General features: G+C 41.7%; 14 protein-coding genes. All 14 read right to left on the bottom strand.

Going from position 1 to position 24,235, the window contains the following annotated elements; all coding sequences use genetic code 11:
* Positions 1 to 15: 15 nt before the first annotated feature.
* The 14 genes from QZ076_RS02060 to QZ076_RS01995 all read right to left on the bottom strand — a co-directional run bounded on the left by QZ076_RS02060 (position 16) and on the right by QZ076_RS01995 (position 24,216).
* Entirely contained in the window at positions 16 to 1,842 is a 1,827-nt protein-coding gene (locus QZ076_RS02060; protein WP_293709855.1) for a right-handed parallel beta-helix repeat-containing protein, read from the bottom strand.
* Entirely contained in the window at positions 1,839 to 4,223 is a 2,385-nt protein-coding gene (locus tag QZ076_RS02055) for a glycoside hydrolase N-terminal domain-containing protein (protein ID WP_293709853.1), read from the bottom strand. Before QZ076_RS02055 ends, QZ076_RS02060 begins: the two co-directional genes overlap by 4 nt.
* A 32-nt stretch (positions 4,224 to 4,255) precedes the next feature.
* Complete coding sequence (locus tag QZ076_RS02050; RefSeq protein WP_293709851.1) at positions 4,256 to 6,529, bottom strand: hypothetical protein; 2,274 nt, start codon at positions 6,527 to 6,529, stop codon at positions 4,256 to 4,258.
* A 35-nt stretch (positions 6,530 to 6,564) separates the two neighbouring features.
* Positions 6,565 to 8,145, bottom strand: a complete 1,581-nt coding sequence (locus tag QZ076_RS02045) for a glycoside hydrolase 43 family protein (RefSeq protein ID WP_293709850.1) — start codon at positions 8,143 to 8,145, stop codon at positions 6,565 to 6,567.
* A 108-nt stretch (positions 8,146 to 8,253) separates the two neighbouring features.
* Positions 8,254 to 9,864, bottom strand: coding sequence for a RagB/SusD family nutrient uptake outer membrane protein (locus tag QZ076_RS02040; RefSeq protein ID WP_293709848.1), 1,611 nt, complete (start codon positions 9,862 to 9,864; stop codon positions 8,254 to 8,256).
* 34 nt (positions 9,865 to 9,898) lie between these two features.
* Entirely contained in the window at positions 9,899 to 13,189 is a 3,291-nt protein-coding gene (locus QZ076_RS02035) for a TonB-dependent receptor (protein ID WP_293709846.1), read from the bottom strand.
* A gap of 231 nt (positions 13,190 to 13,420) precedes the next feature.
* On the bottom strand, positions 13,421 to 14,425 hold the full coding sequence (locus QZ076_RS02030; RefSeq protein WP_293709844.1) for a FecR domain-containing protein: 1,005 nt from the start codon (positions 14,423 to 14,425) through the stop codon (positions 13,421 to 13,423).
* A gap of 136 nt (positions 14,426 to 14,561) precedes the next feature.
* Positions 14,562 to 15,122, bottom strand: coding sequence for an RNA polymerase sigma-70 factor (locus QZ076_RS02025; RefSeq protein ID WP_293709842.1), 561 nt, complete (start codon positions 15,120 to 15,122; stop codon positions 14,562 to 14,564).
* Positions 15,123 to 15,717: 595 nt separating this feature from the next.
* Positions 15,718 to 15,966 (bottom strand): hypothetical protein, encoded by a 249-nt coding sequence (locus tag QZ076_RS02020; RefSeq protein WP_293709840.1) that lies wholly within the window; start codon positions 15,964 to 15,966, stop codon positions 15,718 to 15,720.
* A gap of 39 nt (positions 15,967 to 16,005) precedes the next feature.
* On the bottom strand, positions 16,006 to 16,254 hold the full coding sequence (locus tag QZ076_RS02015) for a hypothetical protein (protein ID WP_293709838.1): 249 nt from the start codon (positions 16,252 to 16,254) through the stop codon (positions 16,006 to 16,008).
* Positions 16,255 to 16,570: 316 nt separating this feature from the next.
* The gene (locus QZ076_RS02010; protein WP_293709837.1) at positions 16,571 to 17,950 is read right to left on the bottom strand and encodes a hypothetical protein; all 1,380 of its coding nucleotides are present in this window, start codon (positions 17,948 to 17,950) and stop codon (positions 16,571 to 16,573) included.
* Complete coding sequence (locus QZ076_RS02005; RefSeq protein WP_293709835.1) at positions 17,844 to 18,584, bottom strand: hypothetical protein; 741 nt, start codon at positions 18,582 to 18,584, stop codon at positions 17,844 to 17,846. The genes QZ076_RS02010 and QZ076_RS02005 overlap by 107 nt, the downstream gene beginning before the upstream one ends.
* 86 nt (positions 18,585 to 18,670) lie before the next feature.
* Positions 18,671 to 21,142, bottom strand: a complete 2,472-nt coding sequence (locus tag QZ076_RS02000; RefSeq protein WP_293709834.1) for a hypothetical protein — start codon at positions 21,140 to 21,142, stop codon at positions 18,671 to 18,673.
* Between the two features lie 176 nt (positions 21,143 to 21,318).
* Complete coding sequence (locus QZ076_RS01995) at positions 21,319 to 24,216, bottom strand: hypothetical protein (protein WP_293709832.1); 2,898 nt, start codon at positions 24,214 to 24,216, stop codon at positions 21,319 to 21,321.
* Between the last annotated feature and the right edge of the window lie 19 nt (positions 24,217 to 24,235).

Below are 24,235 nucleotides of genomic sequence, written 5' to 3'. Positions count from 1 at the left end.
AAAATTGTATTCATTCTATTTCTTAGGGAATATTTTTATTATACATACGCCATCTGCCGTAAAGTTGACCGGACCGGGATAAGCCTCTTCCTGTCTCTTATTTTCCAGATAATCCAGATCAAAAACAATAGGAGTACCATCTTCTCTGTTAAATGATTGATGCGGTATAACTGCAGCCGGTAAGTCTTTAGTACTGAGCACAGACTTTTTTGATTCTTTTCTCCATTCCTCCAGAACTTTCATCTGTAAGTACCAGCCATCCGTTTTTTCAATGACACGGATATCGGGATCAAAACCGGAATTCATATGGGGGAACTCTTCTTTTTCAGACGGAATTGCCTCCGACAGGAAAATATTACCTCCCATCCGAACAGGAAGCGAACAAGCATCATAAGGTGTCATATCTATACGAGTAAAAATGTTGTTATAATATGTCACATCACCACAAGGGCAATTATGGAGTCCTTCAATCGAAGTTCCATGCGGAGCCAGATAAGGAGTTTCCCTTTCATCGACCAAAGGAGTCTCCCAAATCTTCCATGCGATCAGATTATTGACAAAAGCAATGCCCTGCGATAGTTTCACCTGTGATAATTCTCTCGACAGAAAGAAGTTATTATCGACCAGTACAGGTCCGTGATTGACTTCCAGAGAAAAATCCTGAACTTTATTATCGTGCAGAAAATTCCGGGTAATACGGGTTCCTTGTGTCATCCAGTCGAGCCAGATACCACCTTCGGTCCTGTAAATATGGTTGTTACTAATAACAGCATCGACAGCGGCATGGAATTTTATACCAGCCAGTTCATATCCCCAAAACGACTGGTGCATCCCGATCTCAAAGATACTGTTCCCTTCGACCAGGCTGAATATCGCTCCCAGGCTTCCGGCAATACCGGCCTGTCCGCAATAGGATATCTGATTATTTCGAATGATATGACTTCCTATATGATCCCTATCCCAATTGTTTTCCAAAGCACGCTCCGTCGTCCTCACAAAAGCTTCCGCCGATTCGGATTTATTATCCCATTCGTCACCATATTTACCCAAGGTAATTCCTACACATTTCGAATGACTGACCTTATTATCTTCAATAACCCATCCTTTACTCCAATGGGTACCGATCAAACCTATCTGTTCTGCTGTTGGCGGTGCCCACGGGGTTGCGGCATGGCTCATAACAAAACCGCGAACATGAATATAATTCACATACGGCTTACTGGGGTAAAATACGGATTGTCGGACATTAATCTCGACAGTCTCTTTGTTAGGGTCACAATCAAAGTTTGCCCAAATAGTCGTTGTATCCTCGTTTACCCGGCAATACCAAAAAGCCGTATCGCTTTTCCCGGCAAGTAACCGATCCAGTTCCGGTGTTTCCGACAATGCTTCATTATTCAGGTAAACTTCACCGGTATGGCACCATTTGCCTTTTTCCAGCCAGTCTCCATATATCGTATCGGCATAAGGATTAAAATCACCCCAATATGTATTGGGTAAGCTGACAAACCAGGTTCGGTCGTCTTGTTTTTCCCAACCTTTGATTACTTCCGATCCTTTTATTTCAACCTTCTCTCCTTTAGCTGCCTGATAAATAATCGGCTTATTTTTCTCTCCGCCACGTAGCGGATCAATTCTTTCCCGGTACGTTCCTTCGTGCACAGTAATTACGTCACCAGGATAAGCAACCCGAGCTGCTTTATCAATCGTTTTAAAGGGAGCTTTCAGAGTTCCGCTATTATTGTCATTTCCCTGTACGGATACATGATATTCCCTGGCTGGCAAAGAAGACCAACTAATACACAAACTAAATATATAAATGATATATAATACTTTTTTCATGGTATAGTTATTTGATATGTTTCTCCTTTATGAAGTTCCAGCTGTTTTGTTTTATCCCGGTAAAGGACCTCATACGGTCCGTCTTGTGCCGCATACAAAACAGCATCGACCAGTTCCCCCTCTTTCCAGGATATGTCGAGCGTATGCCCGCCAAAGACCCGGACACCTTTCAATTGTCCGTTGGCATACTCTTTCGGCCAGGCCGGTAACAATTCCATTTTCCCCGGTTCGGTGTATACCAGCATTTCCATAAACAAACGAGGCAAGCTTAATATAGCATCCAGGTTATAGATCTGATGATCAGGGTCGTGAGAAGTTACCAGCCCGTCGTATACATAATAACGACGGCTGAAACGATCCAGATTCTTCACGACTTTGTCCATATCTCCGATACGTACAGCCTGAAGGGCCAGATGAAGCAAACCGTGTGCCGAACTGGTATCGAACTCAAAACGTTTATCCAAAGCTACTTTAGCTGCTTGTCTCAATTGCTTGTCCCCTTTATTTTCACTAAGCTGAGATCCTGGGAATACAGGGTATAAATGAGATAAATGCCGATGGTTGTATACATCAGGATAGCCGGGATCTATCCATTCGGCCAAAGCACCGTCTTCATTGATCCGATATTCGGGTAGTCTTTCCAAATAGAAATTCCATTTATCCATCTCTTCCTGCGGCAAACCGAACTGCTTTCCCATATCCAACAAGATTTCAAAAACTTCACGAGCTATCGCCACATCCATCGTAGCATCTTTACTCAACCAGGTATCATTCCCGTTCGGAGCATTTTCCGGCGATACGCTCGGAGTAATGTGGAACAGGCTGTCACTACCCAGTACCAGAAAGTCTTCATAGAAATCCGCCATCTCACGATACAAAGGCAGCACTTTTTTTTCCAATGCTTCATTATTCCCTGTCAGCATGGCATATTCATAAAACGGACGTAGATTCCAGCCCGCTCCTCCCGGCCAGCACATCCAGGGGAAAGAGGGCCCGAAATGAGTCAAGTAGCCATTCTCCGGATCATTATAATGAGCTACGATGAAGCCCCGGCATCCGAGATAGTTGCTAGCGTTCAAACGCCAGCCGGGTAACAGTCGTTCAACATAGCTGCAATAAGATTCCGCACATTCCTGAAGGTTACTCATCGAAGCAGCCGAGATTGCCAGATTGATGTTGGAGTCCCAGACAAACCCGCCGATCCAGTTCGGTTTCCATCCTCCTCCCCAAATACCTTGCAAAGGAGGAGGATATTTACCACACGAAGAGATCAGCAAATAACGACCCATTGCATGCATTTGTTCCATAAACAAAGGAGTCGCTCCCTGCTTGTTTACTGTTTCTAACATTTGTTCCGTAGGGATTTCTTTCCACTCTGAAGCACATCCCAGATCCAACTGCATCCGGCAGAACATCTCTTTATGTTCCTTGCTGTGCAAAGACAGTAACTCTTCGTAACTGTCCGATAAGCCGGACAACTCCTGTCGTACATTCATTTCTTCCGATGTTTTGCCATCCGCCAACGGAGTAATACGTACCAAAACAAGTATTTCGTCTGCATCTTCAATTTTCAGACATGAACCTTCCTGTTGCATATTTCCGCCTTTCTGGGTAACCCGCGCCAAGCCATGGTATCCCCCGGGATCGTTCATATAGGCAGCATGATAAGTAAGCCAACCAGGGATAGCCCCTGACTCAACCGAAAGAAAAGCACTATCCAGATTATGTTCAAAGTGCATACCCTGTCGTCCGGGAGTTTCTTCAAGACTCAGGATTGTATTGATTTTTCCATGTTTACCAGCCTTCAGCCGAATGACATTGACATTATGTTTCCTGGAAGAGAAGATCGATTCCGTCATCCCGTTCTCTTCATCATAAAAAACAGAAGCAACCCCTGTTTCCAGATCCAGCTGGCGGCGATATTTTCCATTAACAGAAGCGAGCCGATCCGGATATTGTATCCGCAAATCGAAAGCCGGATGAGGGATCAAAGGCCATCGTTGTTTAGCTCCCATCCCGACCAGCTGACGATCAGCCTCATCAGCAATCAGGCTCGATGCTTGATTATTTTTACCTTCATCGATCAGACGGCGTACTTCCGGCAACAGATCAGCAGTGACAGGTACCGTCTCTTTATTATGATCCCATCCACGGATAAACAGTTCTTCATGTACACAAATGATCCGTTCATCGCCAGGTTGTCCTAAAACCATTGTTCCATGACTGCCATTTCCCGTCACAAAAGCATCTTCCCATATCGCTGACGGTTTCCCTGACCAGGCTACCCATCGCCCGGAAGAGTTCCCTTCAGAGAGAGAGGTCTCTGTTTGTAAACCACAACCGGACAAACAGAATATTAAGAAACTAATAATATATTTCATCGATAACAATCTTTTTCTATTAATAACAACAACTATTCAATCGGCATAAACTGATAAGTTTCATCAGCAACCGTCTTCATTTTGATAAACTCGCCTTCCATCACTGTTTTACCGGTTGTCTTTCCTCTTACCTCCACTTTCCCTTCTCCCCATGGGTTCTGTAATGTCAGATCACGTCCTTTTTCACTGGACAGAATCAGGGAGGTTACTTCTCCATTTTCAAGTGTAGCGGATACCAGGAAAGCCCCTTCTACCCGTATCTGGTGGAATGAAGCATCTTTATCACGGGGCCAGACAGGAAAAACACGGACAATATCCTGATGTCCCATACAAAGCATTTCATTAATGGTATTAGGAACAGTACTCAGATTTTCAATGCCATGCGGATTTCTATACTGGAACCCATTAGAATAAGTATGACGGGAATAAGCATTCAGATGAACTAATATACTATCCGGATCATAACCGACCCGCACGGCTGCAGGATAAAAACTGTTACTCCCGTTATAATCAGACCAACGGTTCATTTCCTCAATCGTGTTACGAGCTATCTTCAATAATTCGGAGTCACTATCCAACCCGATCTGACCTGCCGGGTAAATATGTTGGATTCCCAAGGTATTGCCGTCCCACCAGTCCGTACCTTTTTCAGTATAGCGAAAAACTGTCTTCCCGTTTCGTTCCTGTAACGGATACTCAGAAAGATGATCATGAACAAAAGTCCATTGAGATCTTTTATCAGCATCAACTCCTAAAAAAAGACTCATATCGGAAACTGTCTGCATAACCATACGTACCAAACCCAATGAAAGGATCGGATTCTTTGTGCCTACCGTACCTTCATGGATCGCATCGTTGTAAATGACATAACGATCTCCCTCACGGGTCAGATAATTTTCCCAAAAGGTAGCAACTCCTCTCACAAAAGGATATACTTTCCGGGTATATTCCTCATCCCATGTACGATAAAACTGCATGGACATATTCGCAACTGCATAAGCCGAATTACTTTTCTGTCCCCAGAACAGCCCCTCATCTTCCACATTTTTACCATCGATCCATTCCTTGAAATACAGATCCATGAAAGGAGAACGGCGGGTCGTTTCAATCCCCAAAGGACCGCTACCGACTGGCAACAAAATACCTCCAGGTATAGAAGTCACTTTTTCCGAATAATAATTTCCCCGCGATATCAGTGCCAATAAAGGCATATAATACGGATCAGCTTGTTCAATTCTGTTAGCAGAGTAAAGGGCATAATAAGGGGCCATATGATTATAATTCAGATGATAATCCCCATTCCACCAGGGACGTTCCTTAGTAATCCAGGAACCGAAAATAGAAGGAGGAAAATCAAGGTCGCGACTACAAGCTCCCATGCCATAAAGGGATCGATAATATTGTTTTTCAATGATACTGTCAGATATACTGACATATGATTTCTTCCAATAATTTTTCCACCATTGTTTATGATCTTTTTCTATAGCCACCAGTTCTCCGACCGAACAATCCGCCACCTTTCGTATGACTTCCGCCACACAATCATCACTTTTAAAATTACTGGAGAACGAGCCTACTATACGGACTGTTTCTCCAGGTCTCAAAATAAATTTACCATCCGGGGAACCTTCTACATGCAATGCCATAGCAGCTTTGGTTGGAATATCTACAGAATCAACAAAGGCACGGGATACATATTGGATTCCATCCGAAGTGAAATCATTTTCTCTGATATCCGGAAATACACGTTCCAAAGGCGGCTCATTCAATATTTCTTTTTCTCCGGGCAAAACAATCCGGGCAGATCCTTCCAATGCATCCTTTCCCTCCATTCTTATCTCTAAAACCCAGATATCTTCGGTAGCAGCCAAATAGGTTTTACAATACACAGAAAGACTTTCTTTAGTAAAAGATGCATAAGAGATCGCGTCATATAAATCTTGTTCTACCAGATAAGAAGTTCCCTTCAACTCAGGGACAGACAATTCTATTTTACCCAATACAGCAGGATAAGATTCATCTAGCGCTGATTTTAATCGCCAAAAATCATTACGCGCCACATAAAAAGCCAGTGCTTCCGGAGCTCCCCCCAACGCGATACCAGTAAAACCATTCCCCAGCAAAGGTGCATCAGTTGCATACCGGGCAGGAATTCGTTCCGGCGGAGTCGTAAAACGAATAATATGTTTTTTTATGATCGACTCCACCGGATCAGGTTGGTCAGCTTGTTGACGATCGCATGCAGAAAAAAAGTACATACTGAAAACCGGCAACAATAATATCAAAGTATTCTTGATGTTTTTCATTTTATTCCGATACAAGATTCAAGTTCATGATCCCATTATTTTCCAATAAAATGGAACCAGTCGAAATCAGCATAACCGCCAACTCCATTTGTTTTCGTTGAATAATTAAACAAAGCAAAACGGTTTGCAGTCCAATCCAAACCTAACCCCATTTTCAGTTCATTTCCTATCGGAGAATAAATCTCTCCATCGAGACTGTAATAGAAACGAGCTGTAAAGTCTTTGTCCATAACCCGGGCACGAATCCAGATCTTATTACCTTTTAAAGCATCTACCGTCTCTACGATCTCTCCGTCATTACACATAACAATCTTCCGGTCATCTCCCTCCTGCTGTACAGCTACATAAGCATACGGAAACTGGAATACTCCGAATCCTGCCACATTTCCATCTTTCAGACCGGTAATATCCACCAATACAGAACCTTCTGATGACGGCCCCTGTACACGTTGAGTTAAAGTATTACGAGCCTCTTTCAGATTTTTTGCCTGCGATGCCTTTAGACGCATATATCCCGGACGTTCAGTCAATGTCCATTTCATATCATCCGGATTATGGTTCCACTGCCATTGTAAGCCCAGTTTTTTCCCTTTAAACTCATCTGATGTCTCCGGTACCATAACCGGATATGTCTTACCGACATTCGGTTTCGGGTAAGTAATGACATCTTTTCCTTCAGTACCCAGCATTGGCCAGCCATCGACCCATTTTACAGGCATTAAACAGGGAACACGACCGATAGGTCCCCGATCCTGCATGATAATAAACCACCAATCGCCATTCTTCAATTGAACCATCCCTCCCTGATGTAAACCGTTAGGAGGATAAGAACTGTTGTCGTCCACGATTATTTTATGTTCGTACGGACCATAAATACTATCGGAACGAAGACAAACCTGCCAGCCTTCCGTGCCACCAGCCGGACAAGTGATATAATATTTTCCGTTAATCTTGTACATATGGGCACCTTCCATTCCAAAACGTTTACCGAATGTCTGGCTGTTCTCAAATCGTTTATTCCAGATTTCAACAGGTTTTCCTTTAACAGACCTCACGTCTGAATTCAATTCCGTAATGAGTAACTTTCCCTGCCCGTGAACCACATATACCTTGCCGTTATCATCGAAAAACAGCCCCGGATCGTAGAGATATTCCGGGAATATGGTACGCTTCCAGGGACCCTCCGGTTTATCTGCTTCACAGATGGAGAAATGTCCGGTTTCCGTGCCCAACCCATAAGGGGTACAGAAACCTACATAAAATTTACCGTTATTATAACGGATCGTATTTGCCCAGGAACCATTCAGGTATAACTGTCCGTTCTGCATATCATAACGTTCATCTTCGTCATATCGGTCAACGGCATATCCCACCATTTTCCAGTTAACTAAATCTTTAGAGGTAGCGATCGGGCTTCCCAGAACATAATGCATACTGGTCGATATAAAATAGAAATCATCGTCGACGCGAATAATATCGGGGTCAGGCCAGTCTCCCCACATAAGAGGGTTCGTAAATGTTCCGTCTCCGTTATCAGGAGTCCATACTTGTTGTGCCTTAACCAGGAAAGAGGCTAAACACAATAATGCTATATTGAAAAGGTTGTGTAATTTCATTCTAATTATTTTTAGCAAGTACAACACTGGTCTTCATTAAAAAAAGAGGAATATCTCCGAAACACAGAAGACATCGGAGATATTCCAAGCTTTCAAACAATTACAAAATTAATAACCTGGAGTCTGATCCAGATTCGGATTCTTATCCATTGCATCCTGTTTAATCGGTAAATAACGATTATGAGGTGCATACTGACGAGGCTCGATCAATTCCGTTCCTGTTACTACCGCACGTTTATAAGGATCACTTTCTTTATAATCGATAGTTCCTGTTATACGGTTTAACGGACCATTCAAAACTTCTTCCGCCACTAGTTTTCCGCTATCGTCTTTCCAACGGAGGATGTCCGCCCGGCGAAGACCTTCACCAGCCAGTTCTACAGAACGTTCACGGCGGATCAATTTACGCAGTTCTGCCTGTGTATTATACTTTGTCTGATCGACATCAGGCATCCCGACACGATTGCGAATACGGTTCAGTATGTTATATATTTCAGCAGAAGGACCATTCAGTTCATTTTCTGCTTCTGCATAGCTCAACAAGACTTCTGCATAGCGGAAAACAATAATATTAGCATTCGCAGACCACATATCAGCATAATAATTCACACTTTTACCCAAATACTTAGCCCAAGTCAAAACGGTTTTAGAAGAGTTATCCGCCCCGTTCGGATCATTCGGATTGGCAGCTCCGTTAACGGTCTTATCCAGCGTATTCAATATTCCGCCTCCCCAGTCCTGTCCGGGAAAAAGCACTGTCATAGCCATACGCGGGTCTCGATTGGCAAACGGATGAACCGGATCATAACCGCTACCGGCTTCCTCCTTTGTTAAACCGTTATCCATTTCATAAAAATCAACAAGATTCTGGGTAGGAACCATTGACGACCAACCACCATCTGCATTATTATACATAGTAGCTATTACCCAGGTAGAAGTCAAATTCGTATCATGCTGAGTGGCCATGATAATCTCTTTGGAATCCTGACCTTCTACCAGGAACAGTCTGGAATAATCAGACTCCAGATCGTACATTCCCATATCAATAATAGCTTTTGCAGCTTCTTTTGCACGTGCATAATCACCATAATATAAAGCGGAACGCATCTTCAATGCCAAAGCTGTCCCTTTTGCAATATACCCCCTGGCTGCAGGTGCTTCTTTTAACAAAGGAATGGCAGCATCCAATTCATCATAAACATATTGTTTTACTTCTTCCTCCGTATTACGTTTCACCTTTGCTTCATCTGCAGTAGAATAAGAATCGATAATAGGGATACCACCATACCACCAGTTCTTATCAAAATACTGGAAAGCACGGATAGTCTTTACCTGGCCGATCATATCATTTTTTTCTGCTTCATCTTCAAATTCAACATTTTCTATATTAGTCAGAAAATCATTACAACGACGAATCATACTAAAACTATATAAATTGGCCACCTGATTTCCCGGAGACATACCACCGTTACCTATAAGCCTCCAGCCTTCATGTATAAAATTATTATAGCCGAAATCAGAGCCACAATCCCAATAGAGAATCGCACTGTCATCCACCCATCCGTCATAACAACCAACCAAAAACTTTTGAGCGTCTTCTTCAGTCTGCCAAGTCGTACTTGGAGATAAAGCATCCCGGGGAATCGTATCTAAAAAATCAGAACAGGATGTGCCCATTAACGATGCACCTGTTAGCATATATATTAATAGTCGTTTCATAAAACTTTCTTTTAAATTGTAGATAATAAATAGATTAGAATGTCAGATTTACCCCAAAAGAATGGGTCTGAAGCAAAGGATATTCATTTGTTCCTGAGTTTTCCGGATCAATATCAAAAAACATATTATCAAGCGTAAATAAATTCTCTGCAGAATAATAAACACGCAAGTTCTCGATACCGATCGGTTTCAATATTTTAGCAGGGATCGTATATCCCAACTGAAGGTTCTTCATGCGTAGATAACTGGTATTTTGTATCCAGAATGTCGACATGACATTATAAGACGCACTCGGAGAGTTTTGCATATAATATATACGAGGCATCGTTGCATCCTGATTATCCGGGGTCCAGGCATCAAGCCATATAGATGCAGGATGAGAAATATCACCGGAAAAAGTACCGACAGAACCTCCATCAACCATACGATGTACACCCGCAGCACCCGAAAACAGCATCGACAAATCGAAGCCTTTATAACCGGCATTCAGATTCAGTGCAAATGTAACAGTCGGATCAGTCGATCCAGCCAAAATACGGTCATCGGCCGTAATTTTACCATCGCCATTGGCATCTTTATAAATCAAATCCCCAGCCTTAAACTTTTGAGAACCAAACGGATACCCATCCTTTCCTGCATATTTATCCATATAAGCCTGTGCTTCAGCATCAGAGCTAAAAAAACCATCTGCTTTATACACATAGTAGGAATTAAACCGTTTTCCGATTTCACGACGTTTATACTCATTTTTAGGGTCAGCCATATAATCGACTCCACCTAAATTCAGCAGTTCGTTCTTATTATAAGCCATATTTGCCGTTGCACCAAACTTCCAATCTCCCCAGGAATTATTATAACTTACCATCAGCTCGATTCCGCGATTGGACATTGCACCGACATTATCTTTATAAGCATCCAGACCGAATTCTGCAGGTACCGGCACATCCATAATAATCCCTGTTGTTTTACGATCATAATAATCGAAAGAGATATTGATCTTATTATTAATCGTTGCATCCAAACCAATACCCCAGGTACGGGCTTTCTCCCATCCAATAGTAGAAAGTTTATAAGATTTCTGATAATACCCAGTGTTCACCTCTCCTCCAAACAGATATTTGGCATCCAGATTATAAGTACTCATCCACGGATAATATTCGTCCAAAGCATCCTGATTTCCCAATAATCCCCAGGAAGCACGGATTTTCAGATTATTCAACCAGTCTTTTGTACTTTCCATAAAGCTTTCTTCACTCAAACGCCATGCTCCTGAAAACGACGGGAAATATCCCCAGCGATTTCCATCAGCAAAACGGGACGAAGCATCAGAACGGATATTCGCTTCGAATAAATATTTACCGGCGTAATCATAATTAATACGACCAAACCAGGAAACCATTGCCAACTCTCTGGTGTATCCTTCATTGGTTTGGGAAGCTGCATCCCCTGCACCGATATCCGTCAAATCGTTTGTAGGAAAATTTTTACGATAAGCTTTAGTATAGGAATAATCATACTTTTCGGTATGCCATCCTGCCATTGCCTTTAAATTGTGCAGCCCGAATTGTTTATCATAATTCAATAAGGCATCAAATGTTGCCCGATGCCAACCATAATAACGTTCATCCAAATGATTAGGCTCCGACTCTTTATTCTCATTGTACCTGATATATTTCTGAAAATCACGATAATGTTGTTGATCGTTCACATAAGAACCTGTTACTGTAGCCGTCAAACCATCCGTTACCTTATAATCTACAGCCAGGACTCCCGAGAAATTTTGATTTTTACGGTCAACGGTCTGATCCAAATCCAGCCATGCTAAAGGATTACCATCAGAAACAGTACCATAAGTTCCGTCCGGATAACGTCCGACAATCCAGGGAGCCATTCCTTGCAATGAACGGAAGATCTGACCGGATCCACCTCCCGCGTAACAAGATGTAGGATCTGAATAATCATTCTTAATATAGGCCAGATTCATACGAACAGCCAATCTAGGATTCAGCTGCACATCCAAATTCGTACGACCATTAAACTGCTGTCTTTCTGCATTCGGTAAAATACCACTCTGATTCAGATAACCGACAGACCCCATATATTTCACATTTTCCGTACCTCCGCTCATGCTGACGTTATGAGAATGCTGGATACCAGTTCTATAAGCCTCTCCGTACCAATCCGTATTCGGATAATTCGGATCTGTTCCATCTTTAAATTTCTGTATCTCTTCTTCTGAGAAACGAGGTGTCAGACCTTCAGCAACCATTACCTGGCTATAAAGGCGTGCATAATCATAAGAGTTCAGACGCTCAGTAAGATTCGTAGGATTCTGAATACCGACGTATCCATTATAGGAAATACGAGGCTTACCGGTCTTACCGCGTTTGGTTGTAATCAAAATGACACCATTGGAAGCTTTGGAACCATAAATAGCAGCAGAAGCAGCATCTTTCAGAACCGAAATACTTTCAACATCATTCGGATCGACCGAGTTCATCGTTCCTGTTTCAATGCCATCCACCAGGATGTAAGGATCGGCCGTATTCAAAGTCCCGACACCACGGATACGGATAGATCCGCCATCCTGTCCCGGACGTCCTCCCTGCGAAGTAACTGTTACACCCGGCATCAAGCCCTGAATACCAGAAGACAAGTTCTGAATAGGCCGACTTTCCAGATCCTTACTGTCAATCTGGGCTACAGCACCGGTCATATTTATCTTTTTCTGAGTACCGTATCCGATAACAACAATCTCTTCCAATGTCTGGGTATCTTCTTCCAAAGTAATGGCTACAGTTTCCTTGCTCCCTACTTTGATTTCTTTAGGGCGATAACCTATATAAGAAATTTCAAGAATCGAACCTTCCGGTACGTCCATGCTGAAATTACCATCGACATCGGAAATGACTCCGTTGGTTGTACCTTTCTGAATAATATTTGCCCCAATAACCGGTTCACCGTTTGTATCCGTTACAGTCCCCTTCAGTGATTTTTTTTGATTGGTAGCATTTTTTTGAAACTCCGGCTCAGTCAGTACAACCTGTGTTTCTCCTTTTATAGTATAAGACACAGAAACCTGTTTAGCAATCTGTCCCATCACCGTTTCAATACTCTGATCGTTTGCATCAACGGAAATAGCAGTATTCATGCCGGGAAGACCCTTTTTATAGAAAAAGCGATATTTACTTACTTTTTCAATTTGCTTCACCACTTCCGAAGCGGGTTTGTCTTTCATATGTATGGTTATCTGAGCGTGGATTTCCAACAGTGGAAAGGTTAACAATAATGTCAGAATAACCGTTTGTTTAAATAAATGCTTCATGTTACTCAATTTTCTTTTAATTAGAAATAAGATGTAGATAAAATAAATGTTTGTAACTTTGTAAGCAGAGGAATCCCGTTAATAACAGTCAATCTCCTACATCGACTATATCAACTGATGGGATATCTGCTAAATTGAACTTGTGAGGTAGCTCTATCAAGGGTTACCTCGCTTTTTTATTCTTTCAGTCCTTTCTCATAGGCATATTTATTAGATTAGACATATTAGTATTTATCTCCTGTTGGTTAGAGTTCTTCTTTTCAGGAAAACAGTGTCTCCTTTATACTCATAAACAACCGGAGTTGTCAGGTTAATAATATCGATAAAGTTTTCAAGGCTGTTATTCCGGATGGTTCCTACATAACATTCTTTCTTCAACGATTCGTCCTCTATATGTATGGTCGTATTATACAGGCGATTCATTATACGGGTAATCTCTTCTAAAGACTCACCGTCGAATGTGATCTCATTCTCCCTCCAAAGAGCTATATCCTGCATGTTTTCATCTTTATATTGTAAAAATCCCCGTGTCAGCAAATCAACCTTAACAGACTCATGCGGTTTAAGAATCGCCACATGATCTTCATAGCTGACTCGCACAGAGCCGGAAAACAGCGATGCAATCATTTTATTATCATCCCTGTAGGCATTAATATTGAATGCAGTACCCAAAGCTTCTACTTGCATGCCTTTCGCTTCTACGACAAAGCGTTTATCTGGATTTTTTGCCACTTCAAAATAAGCCTCTCCTACTAATGTCACATTCCGTTCTTTCATGCCATAGTCCGCCGGATAACTGATCTTTGTATCGGAGTTCAACCAGACCTTTGTACTGTCAGGCAAAGTGACAAAAGCTCGCTGTCCTTTTTCCGCAAAGACCATGAAATTCTGTGTCGACAATTGTTTTTGCTTATGGTTCATATTATAATTGAGCAGACTCAATACAATGATTATACAAGCCACAGCAATTCGCTGACCAACTTTCCATGAAAAACGAGAACGCAACGGAACGCTTTTCACCTCTTTCTCCTTCTCATCCAGTCTAAGACTCAACCGACGATACATACGTTCCTGTACATCTCTGGGCATTTCATCCGAGCTGTCTTTCCAAGCAGTTTCAAACAGTACAAAAAACTCTTCTTTGGATGCACACTGCCGGAACCATTCCATCAACTGCCGATTTTCTTCTTCAGTGGTGGAACCTGCTATCAGACGGTGAAGTAATTCTATTCTCATTATTGATTCGTTTATATATAATAGTCTTCCCAATGTATCTACTACTTAGTCGAAAGATAAAAAACATTTGTATTTAACTTTAATTTACACACTAGTCATAAATAAAAGGAAACATTTAGAAAAGAAATATGTGCTTTTACAAGGAAAGATAAATAAGAAGGAAAGCCACTGCCTTATTGCCCAGCACTTTACGGAGTTCTTTCAAAGCCTGATAGATATGGGCTTCTACCGTACGTTCGGACAAGGATAGGTTTTCCGCAATTTCTGCATGCGATAGGTTTTCAAAACGGCTCATGATAAATACTTTCCGGCGCATTTCCGGGAATGACGAAATGACATTAAAAATATACTCCCGCAATGAATCGGCTTCAATGGCATCTTCTTCTGAACTGGATATCAGTTTTATATCATTGAGCTCTTCGAGCGATTGATTTTTACGAAGAGCTTCTTCTATGTATTTATAAGCCAAATTACGGGCGATAGTTGAGATATAGGCTTCAAAATTAAGTTCGGGTTGAATGTTCCCGCGTTTTTCCCAAATAGTCAGGAAGAGTTCCTGCACTACATCTTCAGCCAAATCAGCGTCATTCAGCAAATACAGAACAGTGTTGTATACCTTCGGACTGTACCGCCAATAGACAGTATTAAAAGCATCCCTGTCTCCCTCCTTCAGACGATATAAAAGTTCACTATCCATGTTTATACTGCAATCCTCCTCATTAAATAGCTACCAGGTTAACATATTTGACAAGAGATAATTATTTCCACCGAGTAACATATTCTAATCCAGTACAAATATAAACCTATTATTGTTATTTGCCAATTATACGGCTATTACTTACTAATCTCACTCTTTCAGAAAAAAGAACAGAGTTTCCCAGACTATTCGTAAGAAAGGAACAGAGACTGTTTATTTCACCATATTAATATGTAAATCAACACATTACACAACACTCCAGTTTACATTAAAATGGATTTTGACATCTGGGACAGTCAGTTGGACAACGACGGGACACCCATAACCATCTATAAAGCACTTATTTACAACAACTTAAAGTACACTTAAAAAGGCCTGAGGAACAGCCGTGGGACAACCGGATGGACACTCTATATAATATAATAAGAATATATAAATAAAACTACTATAAAGGTCACTGTTTTATTTTGTAAAATGCACTATAACTTCAGGTTTCGTAGCACAGTAGTGCTAATACAAACAGGACTATAGTGCTAAACAAGCTAACACTATAGTCCTATTTTCAAAAAAGACATATTTTACTTGGAAGCCTTCTTTAACGGATACGAATGGCCTCTTTTTGCGGACAACTTTCCATGTCTTTCTGGCTTAATTTCAGAGCATAACTTACTCCCCAACCCACCGACATGGCTTCGACGTGCTCATATGTCTCCACTGTAGATGTTTCCACTATCGGGAAATTTGAACCAAACGAGATCGGGAAGAAGTTAGCAAAGCATTGGTCTCGGGCATCCTTCCCCTGGCTGGTGGTACTACCCCATACCCTCAATTCCGTATCATACAAATTTTTTCCGCCACCGGCATTATTGATACTTTGATAATGCTATGAACCTTCGTTGAACCCTGCACCGGTGAAACGGATGTAATCCACTCCCAGTTCTTTGGCATGTTCAAACATTTTCCGCAAAAAGCGTTTAGTAGAATAATAACCATGACCGCTGTTCCAAAGAAACTCAAAACCATCAAAATCGTAATAACGGATACCATTGACTGACACTATTTCCGCATATACCTCAGCTATTTCATCCTGAAGATCCATATTAGGAATCACTTCGTCATAACCGTAATTCAACGTAACCTGTAACTTATAAATAGTGTCATTGGCTGAATGACTGCTTGCTTCCGTATTTCAATAACCACGAGTTACGTTCAACAGCCTGTATGGTTCTGTATCCGAAACACCTAGATAATGGATCAATAATCGGTCTTGAAATTCCAAGACCCTTTGGATGTACATCCGGCAACCAACAAGGTTACTCTCAAAAACAATATTTTCTTAAGCATAAAACTATGTTTATTTAAATGAGAAACTCTGTTTTACTGACAAGGCAACATACATTGCACGGTTTCACCCGATTTTATGTCGACCTTTTTTCCAACCAAGAAAGTTATGGTATCCTAAAGGCTTCTTTCGATGCTTCCGCAAAAATACTTACAGAGGCATCAAACCGCGTCGGATTGGTGATCTCCAAAGTTATACCCGACTTATCACGTTTGACTACTTTGGCATCCACATGATCGAATACATACATTTCATCTTTATCCGTCTGGAGGTAAATACCTGGTATTTCGATTCCCATCAACATACCATTCCCTTCCGTCCAACCGTTGGATGTATAAAGGATAACACCGACGGCTCCTTTGCCATCGGCATCTGTCGTCTGGATACGTTCCATCGAAGAGCCCAGTCCCATGCCAGTGGTAGGTCTTCCCGGTGTTTCCATGACTTCCGCATGTGCATGGTTTATATCTCGAAGCAAATCCGCATACCGCTGATCGCCTGTTGCCCCGTAAATCTTGAACAAATGGTCTGCCGACATCGTACATACACCGGGAGCCGCATGCTTATTTTGGGTACTGGCCCATACCGCACCGGCCACATGGCCACCTAACTTGCTAATGATAGAGTTTACGGGGAATTGGTAATCGTATGTAAGAGTCCATGTAGCGGCTATATTGGCTACATTACGAGCCATATCCAACCATTGTTTATCGGAAGTGGCATAATACAACGCCATCAACGACTCAGTAAAAGCGAAGTTCGACTCTGAATCGGCATCCTGCATGATATCACCACAGGCACCAGAGGTAAATCCCAAACCGATAATTTCCTTGTCATACATAAACCAGGCTGTCTCTTTCGCTATTTCCAAGAATTCCGGTTCATGAAAATAACGGCTTGCCATGACCAAACCGGCTGGAGCCATAGCTCCTGAAGCAGAATGGTAGATAATCACATCCCCAGTTTCCGTATTTACATAGTTCCCGAACGCAAAGTCGCAGGTCGTAAGAACCCGTTCGCGCGACAAAGGATCGTTCATGGCTAAAAGAGCGTATGTGTCCATCAATCCTCCTACCCATCCGACCAAATAACCATCCCCATTTGCGGTACGGTAAAAATGGCCGAAAGGTAATTCCGCCCGACGGTTCTTGTTTTTATACATTGCCGTAAGTTCCAACGTCTTGCTGAACGGTGTCAGATTCCTTGAATGGTTCGGGCCGACCAATGCCTTACGTTCATCCATAAACCGCGCGTATAAATCCTGCTTACTATTAGCCTTGAAGCTATACTCTTTGAATCTCAGGTTTATCTTGTCTCCGGATTTCCAATCTGCTCCCTTATCGCCACTTGGAGAAAAATCGCCGAACCCGGCACGCAATTCACGTACGCCTGGTCCGATCACGACAAATGAAGCCTCGTTTTGCGTCGCATTCTCTTCTACAAATATTCCATGATCGCCAAATTCTGAGCGTTGTTGAAACAACAAGATGAATACCCACTTTTTTGGATGGGGAGAAGAAACACATAGCGGTTGTAGAGGCATTCCCGGTAAGTCCCTCTATCTTCCCCGGTGTGTTCTCCTCCAAAGCCAACCGTGGATTGTTGGCAAACAACTGGGTCAGGACTTCTTTATTATACAAATAATGTTTCGGATAAGGAGAGCAATAACCGTTTGTTTCTACATTGAAACGATTGCCATTGTACACATACGCCGGTATCAATACAAAATTATCCCGGCTCCAATCTTTGAAATCAAAAGCGACGGCGACACCTCCGGATTGTAATTCGCCTTTATCCACTTTAAAACAGATATCCAAGTCCAATACCTCCCAATGAGATTTCACCGGTTTCAAATCGCAACTCCACTCCGAAGAGCGCAGGCTTGCTTTCCCTTGTTGAAATGTTGCTTTCTCACAAACAACCGATCCATCGTACCTCACCAACATCGGCCGGAAACTACCCCCGAGTGATTTCAGAAAGGCGGTTATCTCCTGATTGCCTTCCAACGGATTACCATCTGGCAACCAACTGCCTTTCCGGTTTTCCTGGGCTTGAAGAAATGCAGGAAACATGGTTCCACACAAAAAACATAGTAAGATAAAGTATATTGCTTTTTTCATGTTCCAAATATTTGAATAAACATACTAAAAGCAGCTATCCCTATTAAAAATAGCAAATAGCTGCTTATTTAGTGGATTATTGTTGTTTATCTTCCTTTTACAATTTCCTTATTTCCCAATGCCTTAAATTCCACATTAACAGAAGGGGCTTTTGAGGAAGAGAAGTCGCATTGTACCGTCACATTGTTTTTCCCCTTTCCCCATGCAGTAGTTTCGGATACGGCAAAGCTTTTACGAGGCTTCCAGTATTCATCACATACATATACGGAATTGCCATCGCAATAGAGTTTGTCGCCCGCTTTCAATATCTCTTGCATTTGGATCGGAGCACAACCTTCCACCAAAATTTGCAGGTTGGTGATTTGTGCACCCGCTTCGTCTCCGGCTTTCATCGTTGCATAGAACTGTACTGGCTGCTTCTCATACGGATTATCAAAAGTAAACTTACTTAACAAAGGTTCTCCCGTTTGTACCGAACGATACTTGTGGACATTATCCCCTTTCAAGATTACATCATACAAGTTCCAAACATTATCACCCGCTTTTTCCAAATGGAATTCGTTTTTAGGATTCTTCATCTTTTCCCTCTGTTCGGCAGTCAGCAGGTGGTTGTTACGCACTTTCTGCCATTCCCGAATAGCTTCGAAAAGACGACTCTTAAATCCGTTCTGTTCGATGCTTTCGTCTACGCGCAACAAATAGCCGGCATCAAAAGCGGCACTACGTGCCTGGATCCATTCAATATCTTCCGGTCGATAAGTCTGTTCCAATTTAAACCAACCCAACATACCCGGCATCAGGTTCCGTTCGAAATAACGCTGGTTTTCCAAACGGTAATTGACCTGGCTTTCACGCAGATTGTCGTACCAAGGTTCTCCCCAGTTCATGAAGGAATAGATGTGCCACCAATAATGGAACGGTGATGAGCCGCAAGAGATAATGCCTTTCTGATCTAGGTCGTCAAACCATTGTTTCAAAAACCTGGAAGCCCCATATAAACCATGCCCTGTAGGCGAACCTCCGTAATAACCGTCGAAGTCCATCAATCCGACTCCCGTTTCATTACAAACTTCAGCCAGACGTTTAGCAAAAACATCACTCAAATGAATATCCGGAAAAAGACCGCTATAACAATTATTCAGCAGCTTATCGATCTTTTCACCCGCTTTATGATCCGTTGGCATCGTTCCGAACTGTCCACGAGTGCAATCCAACAACTTATAAGGTTTATCCGGTGTCACCTCCCGATACGACACAATCTCCGTACCTATCTTTGCCGAATGCGTTTCACCCAAATAGGTAAAAAATTCCGGTGATTCAATTTCTATATCCTTATCAGTAGCACTGATCTCTTTTGTCAAAACAGAACTACCTGAAATGGCCAGGCTATCACTTGGTACGGGAGAGACATACAGGTCATGCGTAGAAGTAAACATCGTCAGCGTATGCACGCCGATTTCAATGCCACGAGCTTTCGCCCTGTCGGTAAAAGCTTTGATTTGCTCTGCTCCCTCCGGAAAACGAGAGGTATGTAAATCAAAATGTCCCCAGCTTTTGAATATGTCCCCGATATGAACTAAATTGAAATTACAAGAATCAGCATAATTCAATGCATTATCCAGCGTACGACCCTCATATAACATATAAGCCGGATTCTGAAGCTTCCGATTTTTGATCCACTCCCCGTTCATCATCGGATGTGGCAATCCTTCCCCTATCTCGATCTTCCCGATAACATCGACAGCTTCTGAAGATGGCACGGCAAACAAGGCAATGGAACTTCCTATGAAATCCTGGTCCAAAGCCGTCACAGTCTGTCTTCTCCCTATATAGTCTATTACTTTTTCTTTTCGCCAATCACGTGCGAAAAATTGAATATCACTACCATACGGACGTGCAACAGCCGCATTCCCCCTTATCATGCGTACATATTCGGGCATATCTCCTTCTTCATTCACATTGATGTCATAAGTTTGCTGACCTATTTTGTCTTTCAAATCGTCAGGAAGTTCTTGTCCCGGCAGCGGATCAATATAACAGCCGCCTGTAGCATCATCCCCCAGATGAGGTCGTCCCTCTGTCGTATTTATGCCGAGCGCTTGTACACCGACAGCAAAAATCGTATCACGCACCACTCCTACCGTCTCTCCTATATATTGAGATATATTGGTTGCATAAGGTCCCCAGGCTATAGCTTCAATCCGGTCACGATTACTTAATGAAACCAAAGATAAGCGAATATACCCGTCTTTCACTTCTTTTGAAACGACAGCTTCCGACTGATTGGCAAAAGTCAGTATCCATTTGTCGTCTTCGGCTATCAGGCTGGTGGGCATGATGTATTCTTTTCCATCATAGAGACTTAATAAGGGAGACGTTCCCTCTTCCGCCAGATAATTTACGCCTGTTCTGTTATCCGCCACCTTGCGAATAAAACCTTTTCCATCTACACTGAATGTTGCATATTGAGTCGAGAGTTCATCGACATACGAATGTTTGCATGAACATAATATCAAAAATACAACAGCACAAACACTACTAATTCTTCTAAATCTCATAAGGTCACAAATTAGATTATTAGATTTCTTAATTTACATATACTTACTACACAAAAATAAAGACAACCATTCACATTAAACATAGCAAATAATTGCCTATTCAATGGATTATTATTGTTTACTAGTATGTCCGGCTATTAATCCTAAAAGAGACATAATACTGGACATCCTCGTTATTATTGGGAAATAGATGAAACTGGGCAAATCCTATATTTGTAATATTGAGGCTCATGTTCAAAATGAACTTGATTAGTCAGAGGAGTTTGGTTTATCACTGTTATGGCATTTCCGTCCTTATCAACCGCTTCTATATCTACACCTAATGCAGAAAGTCCAAGTAAAGATAAATCAAAATCTACTTTCTCTAAATCTTTCAAAGGAACAATTTCCCAACCAAACTTTTCTTTTTTCAACATATAAGAACCTTTACCTCCTAGATCACCCTTCTCCGTTTCGCCATACGTATCAATATAGAACAAATGATCCGAATAAACTTTATCTAATAATTTTCCTGCTAAAGAGATAGGATTTATTGAAGAAACCGAAAACAAACGGCTTCCTGGCAAAATGCCCAAAGTTCCATATTTAGGTAATGAATAATCATGGTTATTTTCTTTAACCAACCATGGTTGATCTGAGAAATTAGCATAAATCTTTAAACCATTATTGTATTCAACTCGGATACAAGGAGATTTCAACAGATCTTTTTTAATTGCATCGGAAGATGAGACATAAGATTTTCCATCAAAATACAATATCTCTTTTACCGGAATCATCGAATAACTATTTTGAAATGGTTGCAAAAAGGCATATCTGCGAACTGCATCAAAACCATCAGACAAAATTCCGATATTACCAAAAGCATAAGCATAAGCCACATAAGCTTCATTAGATACGTTTGACATTCCATCCATTTCCAATGGATTAATCTTTAACAACTGAAAATCCGGGAATATAGGTAAATCATGATTCATATGTGAATAATTCCCATCCAACAATCCGGCATAAAACCAATGTGTACCACCTTCCGAATAAACCGGGCCTTGATAAGCACGACGTTCGTTCATCAAAGTCATACCAATATATTCAAATACAGTACGAAATTTTCCTGCTCCCGGAGTACGATAATCGTAATCTACCCGATCCATAGGAGAAATACAAGTTTCCACATCACAATAAGAAAAGTTTGTTCCAAATGTCTTATGTATTTGCGGAGCCAAAATGGCCTGTTGTTCCCAACCTATAGTTACTTTATTAGCATAGCATCTACACCAAGCAGGTCCCCAACCATAATCTTTGTAGCTAATACGTACCCAATCTTCATTCCACAAAGCATTTACAGGGGCAAAATCCATGTAATTTGAATAAAAACCAATCCTCCAATCTTGCCCTTGTACAAAACGAACATATTCTTTCAAACGTTCCGTACCTAGATCAGGGTTAGGTATTGTTCGGAATGTATAGCTCTCTCCATTAGCACGCCAAAAATCTTCGTGATAGCGAATGCTAACATTTTCTACTCCTTTAGACCGTAAGTCTGTCACGAACTTTCCTAATTTAGGCAGATCACTACCACCGTTGATCGCCCACAAACGGTCTACCTGGTTAGAACGCATAGGAGATGAGGGGTTGTCAATCGTTGGAAACACTTCATGTACATCCGGCGATACGTTAATGAAAAGACGTTCGCGTAATGGATTACGTTTTTTGTTGTTCAACGGATAATATTTGACACCTCCATTGTAGGTCGCTTTACCATCTTTGATACCCTGTTCTCCACCATAATACATGGAAGCATTGGTATAATACCAATCAAACATTGTCAAATAGAACAGATTGTCGGCATACAGTATACTGGGAGCATCAGCCGTATAGGAATCATTAGCAAAAGGGTTATACACCAAGAAAGGAACGCCCACCAATTTACCATCCGACACGTTATCTGTTATGCCTAAGCAGATCTCTTCCACTTTCCCATCCGCTGCTTTTTCTTCAATCGTCCAAATCAAAGATTTCTGCTTGATCGTATAGGAACAATCAAAGCGTTGGCTCAAACCCTTTCCTACTGCTTTATAACGGATGAACAAAGTATCGTTTTCTAATCTCTTATCTATAACTTTCCACTCTGCTTCTGTCCGTTTTTCAAAAAGGATCTTAGCGTCGGCATTCACCTTTTTCTCTTGTCCGTCACACAAGAGTGTCACGCCGCCTATCGGATAAACCGGGTCTACTTGATACGTCAGCTTAGTATCTTTCCCTTCGTATGAGAAAAGGTATTTCTCGCCTTGTTGCTCTGCACGATTGCTAAATCCAGTCGTCTTATTCGTCGGCAAAATCGTCTCTTCACGAAGCGGAAAAGGTAATTTCTCCGGGAACGGTTTAAACTTCATCGGCTTCAAAACTTCTTGATACCCATAGATAGGACCCAAGAAAATATTGTTCTCCACATCCGGTTTTGTGCCATTCCCTTTAAATTCCAATCCGATGAATGTAATCGGTCGGGCAATACTATCATTCAATTTGATATGATTCAAAAACCAATACTTGTAATTCAGATTCCGCCATAACCATTCTTGCATGAACGGAATTGTTATTTCCCGACCTTTGGCATCCTGGATAACAGCATAATGAGTCATGGCTTCTCCACTGTTCTCCCATAACCAATGGTTTCCATAATTCCAAAAGTTAATGCAATCCCACTCTTTATCGAATTTATAAGGTTCAACAAGTTCTACACGAAATCCGGCTTTTGCCTGTTTGGTTTTGTAAACGACTTTTCCGCTGTAATCGCCTATTACCCGTTGTTCTTTAGTTCGATATAATGCCGCTTCCACCTGATCCGTCCGGACTTGCCATTGCGTACAATCATCAAACGTAAGCAACGGTTTCCGAGCTTCTTGACGCCCATCCATTTCATACGGTTTACTACCGATACTTTTTTGCTTCGGATCTTGATTCACCCCTTGGACCGCCTCTCCATATTCCAATCCGTTTGCCTCTTGTGCTTTTCCTTGTTGGATACCTAGTACCAAACACAACAACACACAGATTTGTACTATTTTATGCTTTACCATATTGTATATTTATAAGTAT

Source organism: uncultured Parabacteroides sp., assembly GCF_905196875.1.
GTDB lineage: Bacteria > Bacteroidota > Bacteroidia > Bacteroidales > Tannerellaceae > Parabacteroides.
The sequence above is the reverse complement of the archived record's forward strand: the minus strand, read 5'-3'. Positions and strand labels throughout refer to the sequence as shown.

What these genes read in the sequence shown, in the direction of transcription:
- QZ076_RS02050 (WP_293709851.1), bottom strand. Translation starts at nt 6,529, where the DNA reads ATGAAAAACATCAAGAATACTTTGATATTATTGTTGCCGGTTTTCAGT.
- QZ076_RS02060 (WP_293709855.1), bottom strand. Translation starts at nt 1,842, where the DNA reads ATGAAAAAAGTATTATATATCATTTATATATTTAGTTTGTGTATTAGT.
- QZ076_RS02055 (WP_293709853.1), bottom strand. Translation starts at nt 4,223, where the DNA reads ATGAAATATATTATTAGTTTCTTAATATTCTGTTTGTCCGGTTGTGGT.
- QZ076_RS02005 (WP_293709835.1), bottom strand. Translation starts at nt 18,584, where the DNA reads ATGAAAAAAGCAATATACTTTATCTTACTATGTTTTTTGTGTGGAACC.
- QZ076_RS02025 (WP_293709842.1), bottom strand. Translation starts at nt 15,122, where the DNA reads ATGGATAGTGAACTTTTATATCGTCTGAAGGAGGGAGACAGGGATGCT.
- QZ076_RS02030 (WP_293709844.1), bottom strand. Translation starts at nt 14,425, where the DNA reads ATGAGAATAGAATTACTTCACCGTCTGATAGCAGGTTCCACCACTGAA.
- QZ076_RS02045 (WP_293709850.1), bottom strand. Translation starts at nt 8,145, where the DNA reads ATGAAATTACACAACCTTTTCAATATAGCATTATTGTGTTTAGCCTCT.
- QZ076_RS02035 (WP_293709846.1), bottom strand. Translation starts at nt 13,189, where the DNA reads ATGAAGCATTTATTTAAACAAACGGTTATTCTGACATTATTGTTAACC.
- QZ076_RS02040 (WP_293709848.1), bottom strand. Translation starts at nt 9,864, where the DNA reads ATGAAACGACTATTAATATATATGCTAACAGGTGCATCGTTAATGGGC.
- QZ076_RS02000 (WP_293709834.1), bottom strand. Translation starts at nt 21,142, where the DNA reads ATGAGATTTAGAAGAATTAGTAGTGTTTGTGCTGTTGTATTTTTGATA.
- QZ076_RS01995 (WP_293709832.1), bottom strand. Translation starts at nt 24,216, where the DNA reads ATGGTAAAGCATAAAATAGTACAAATCTGTGTGTTGTTGTGTTTGGTA.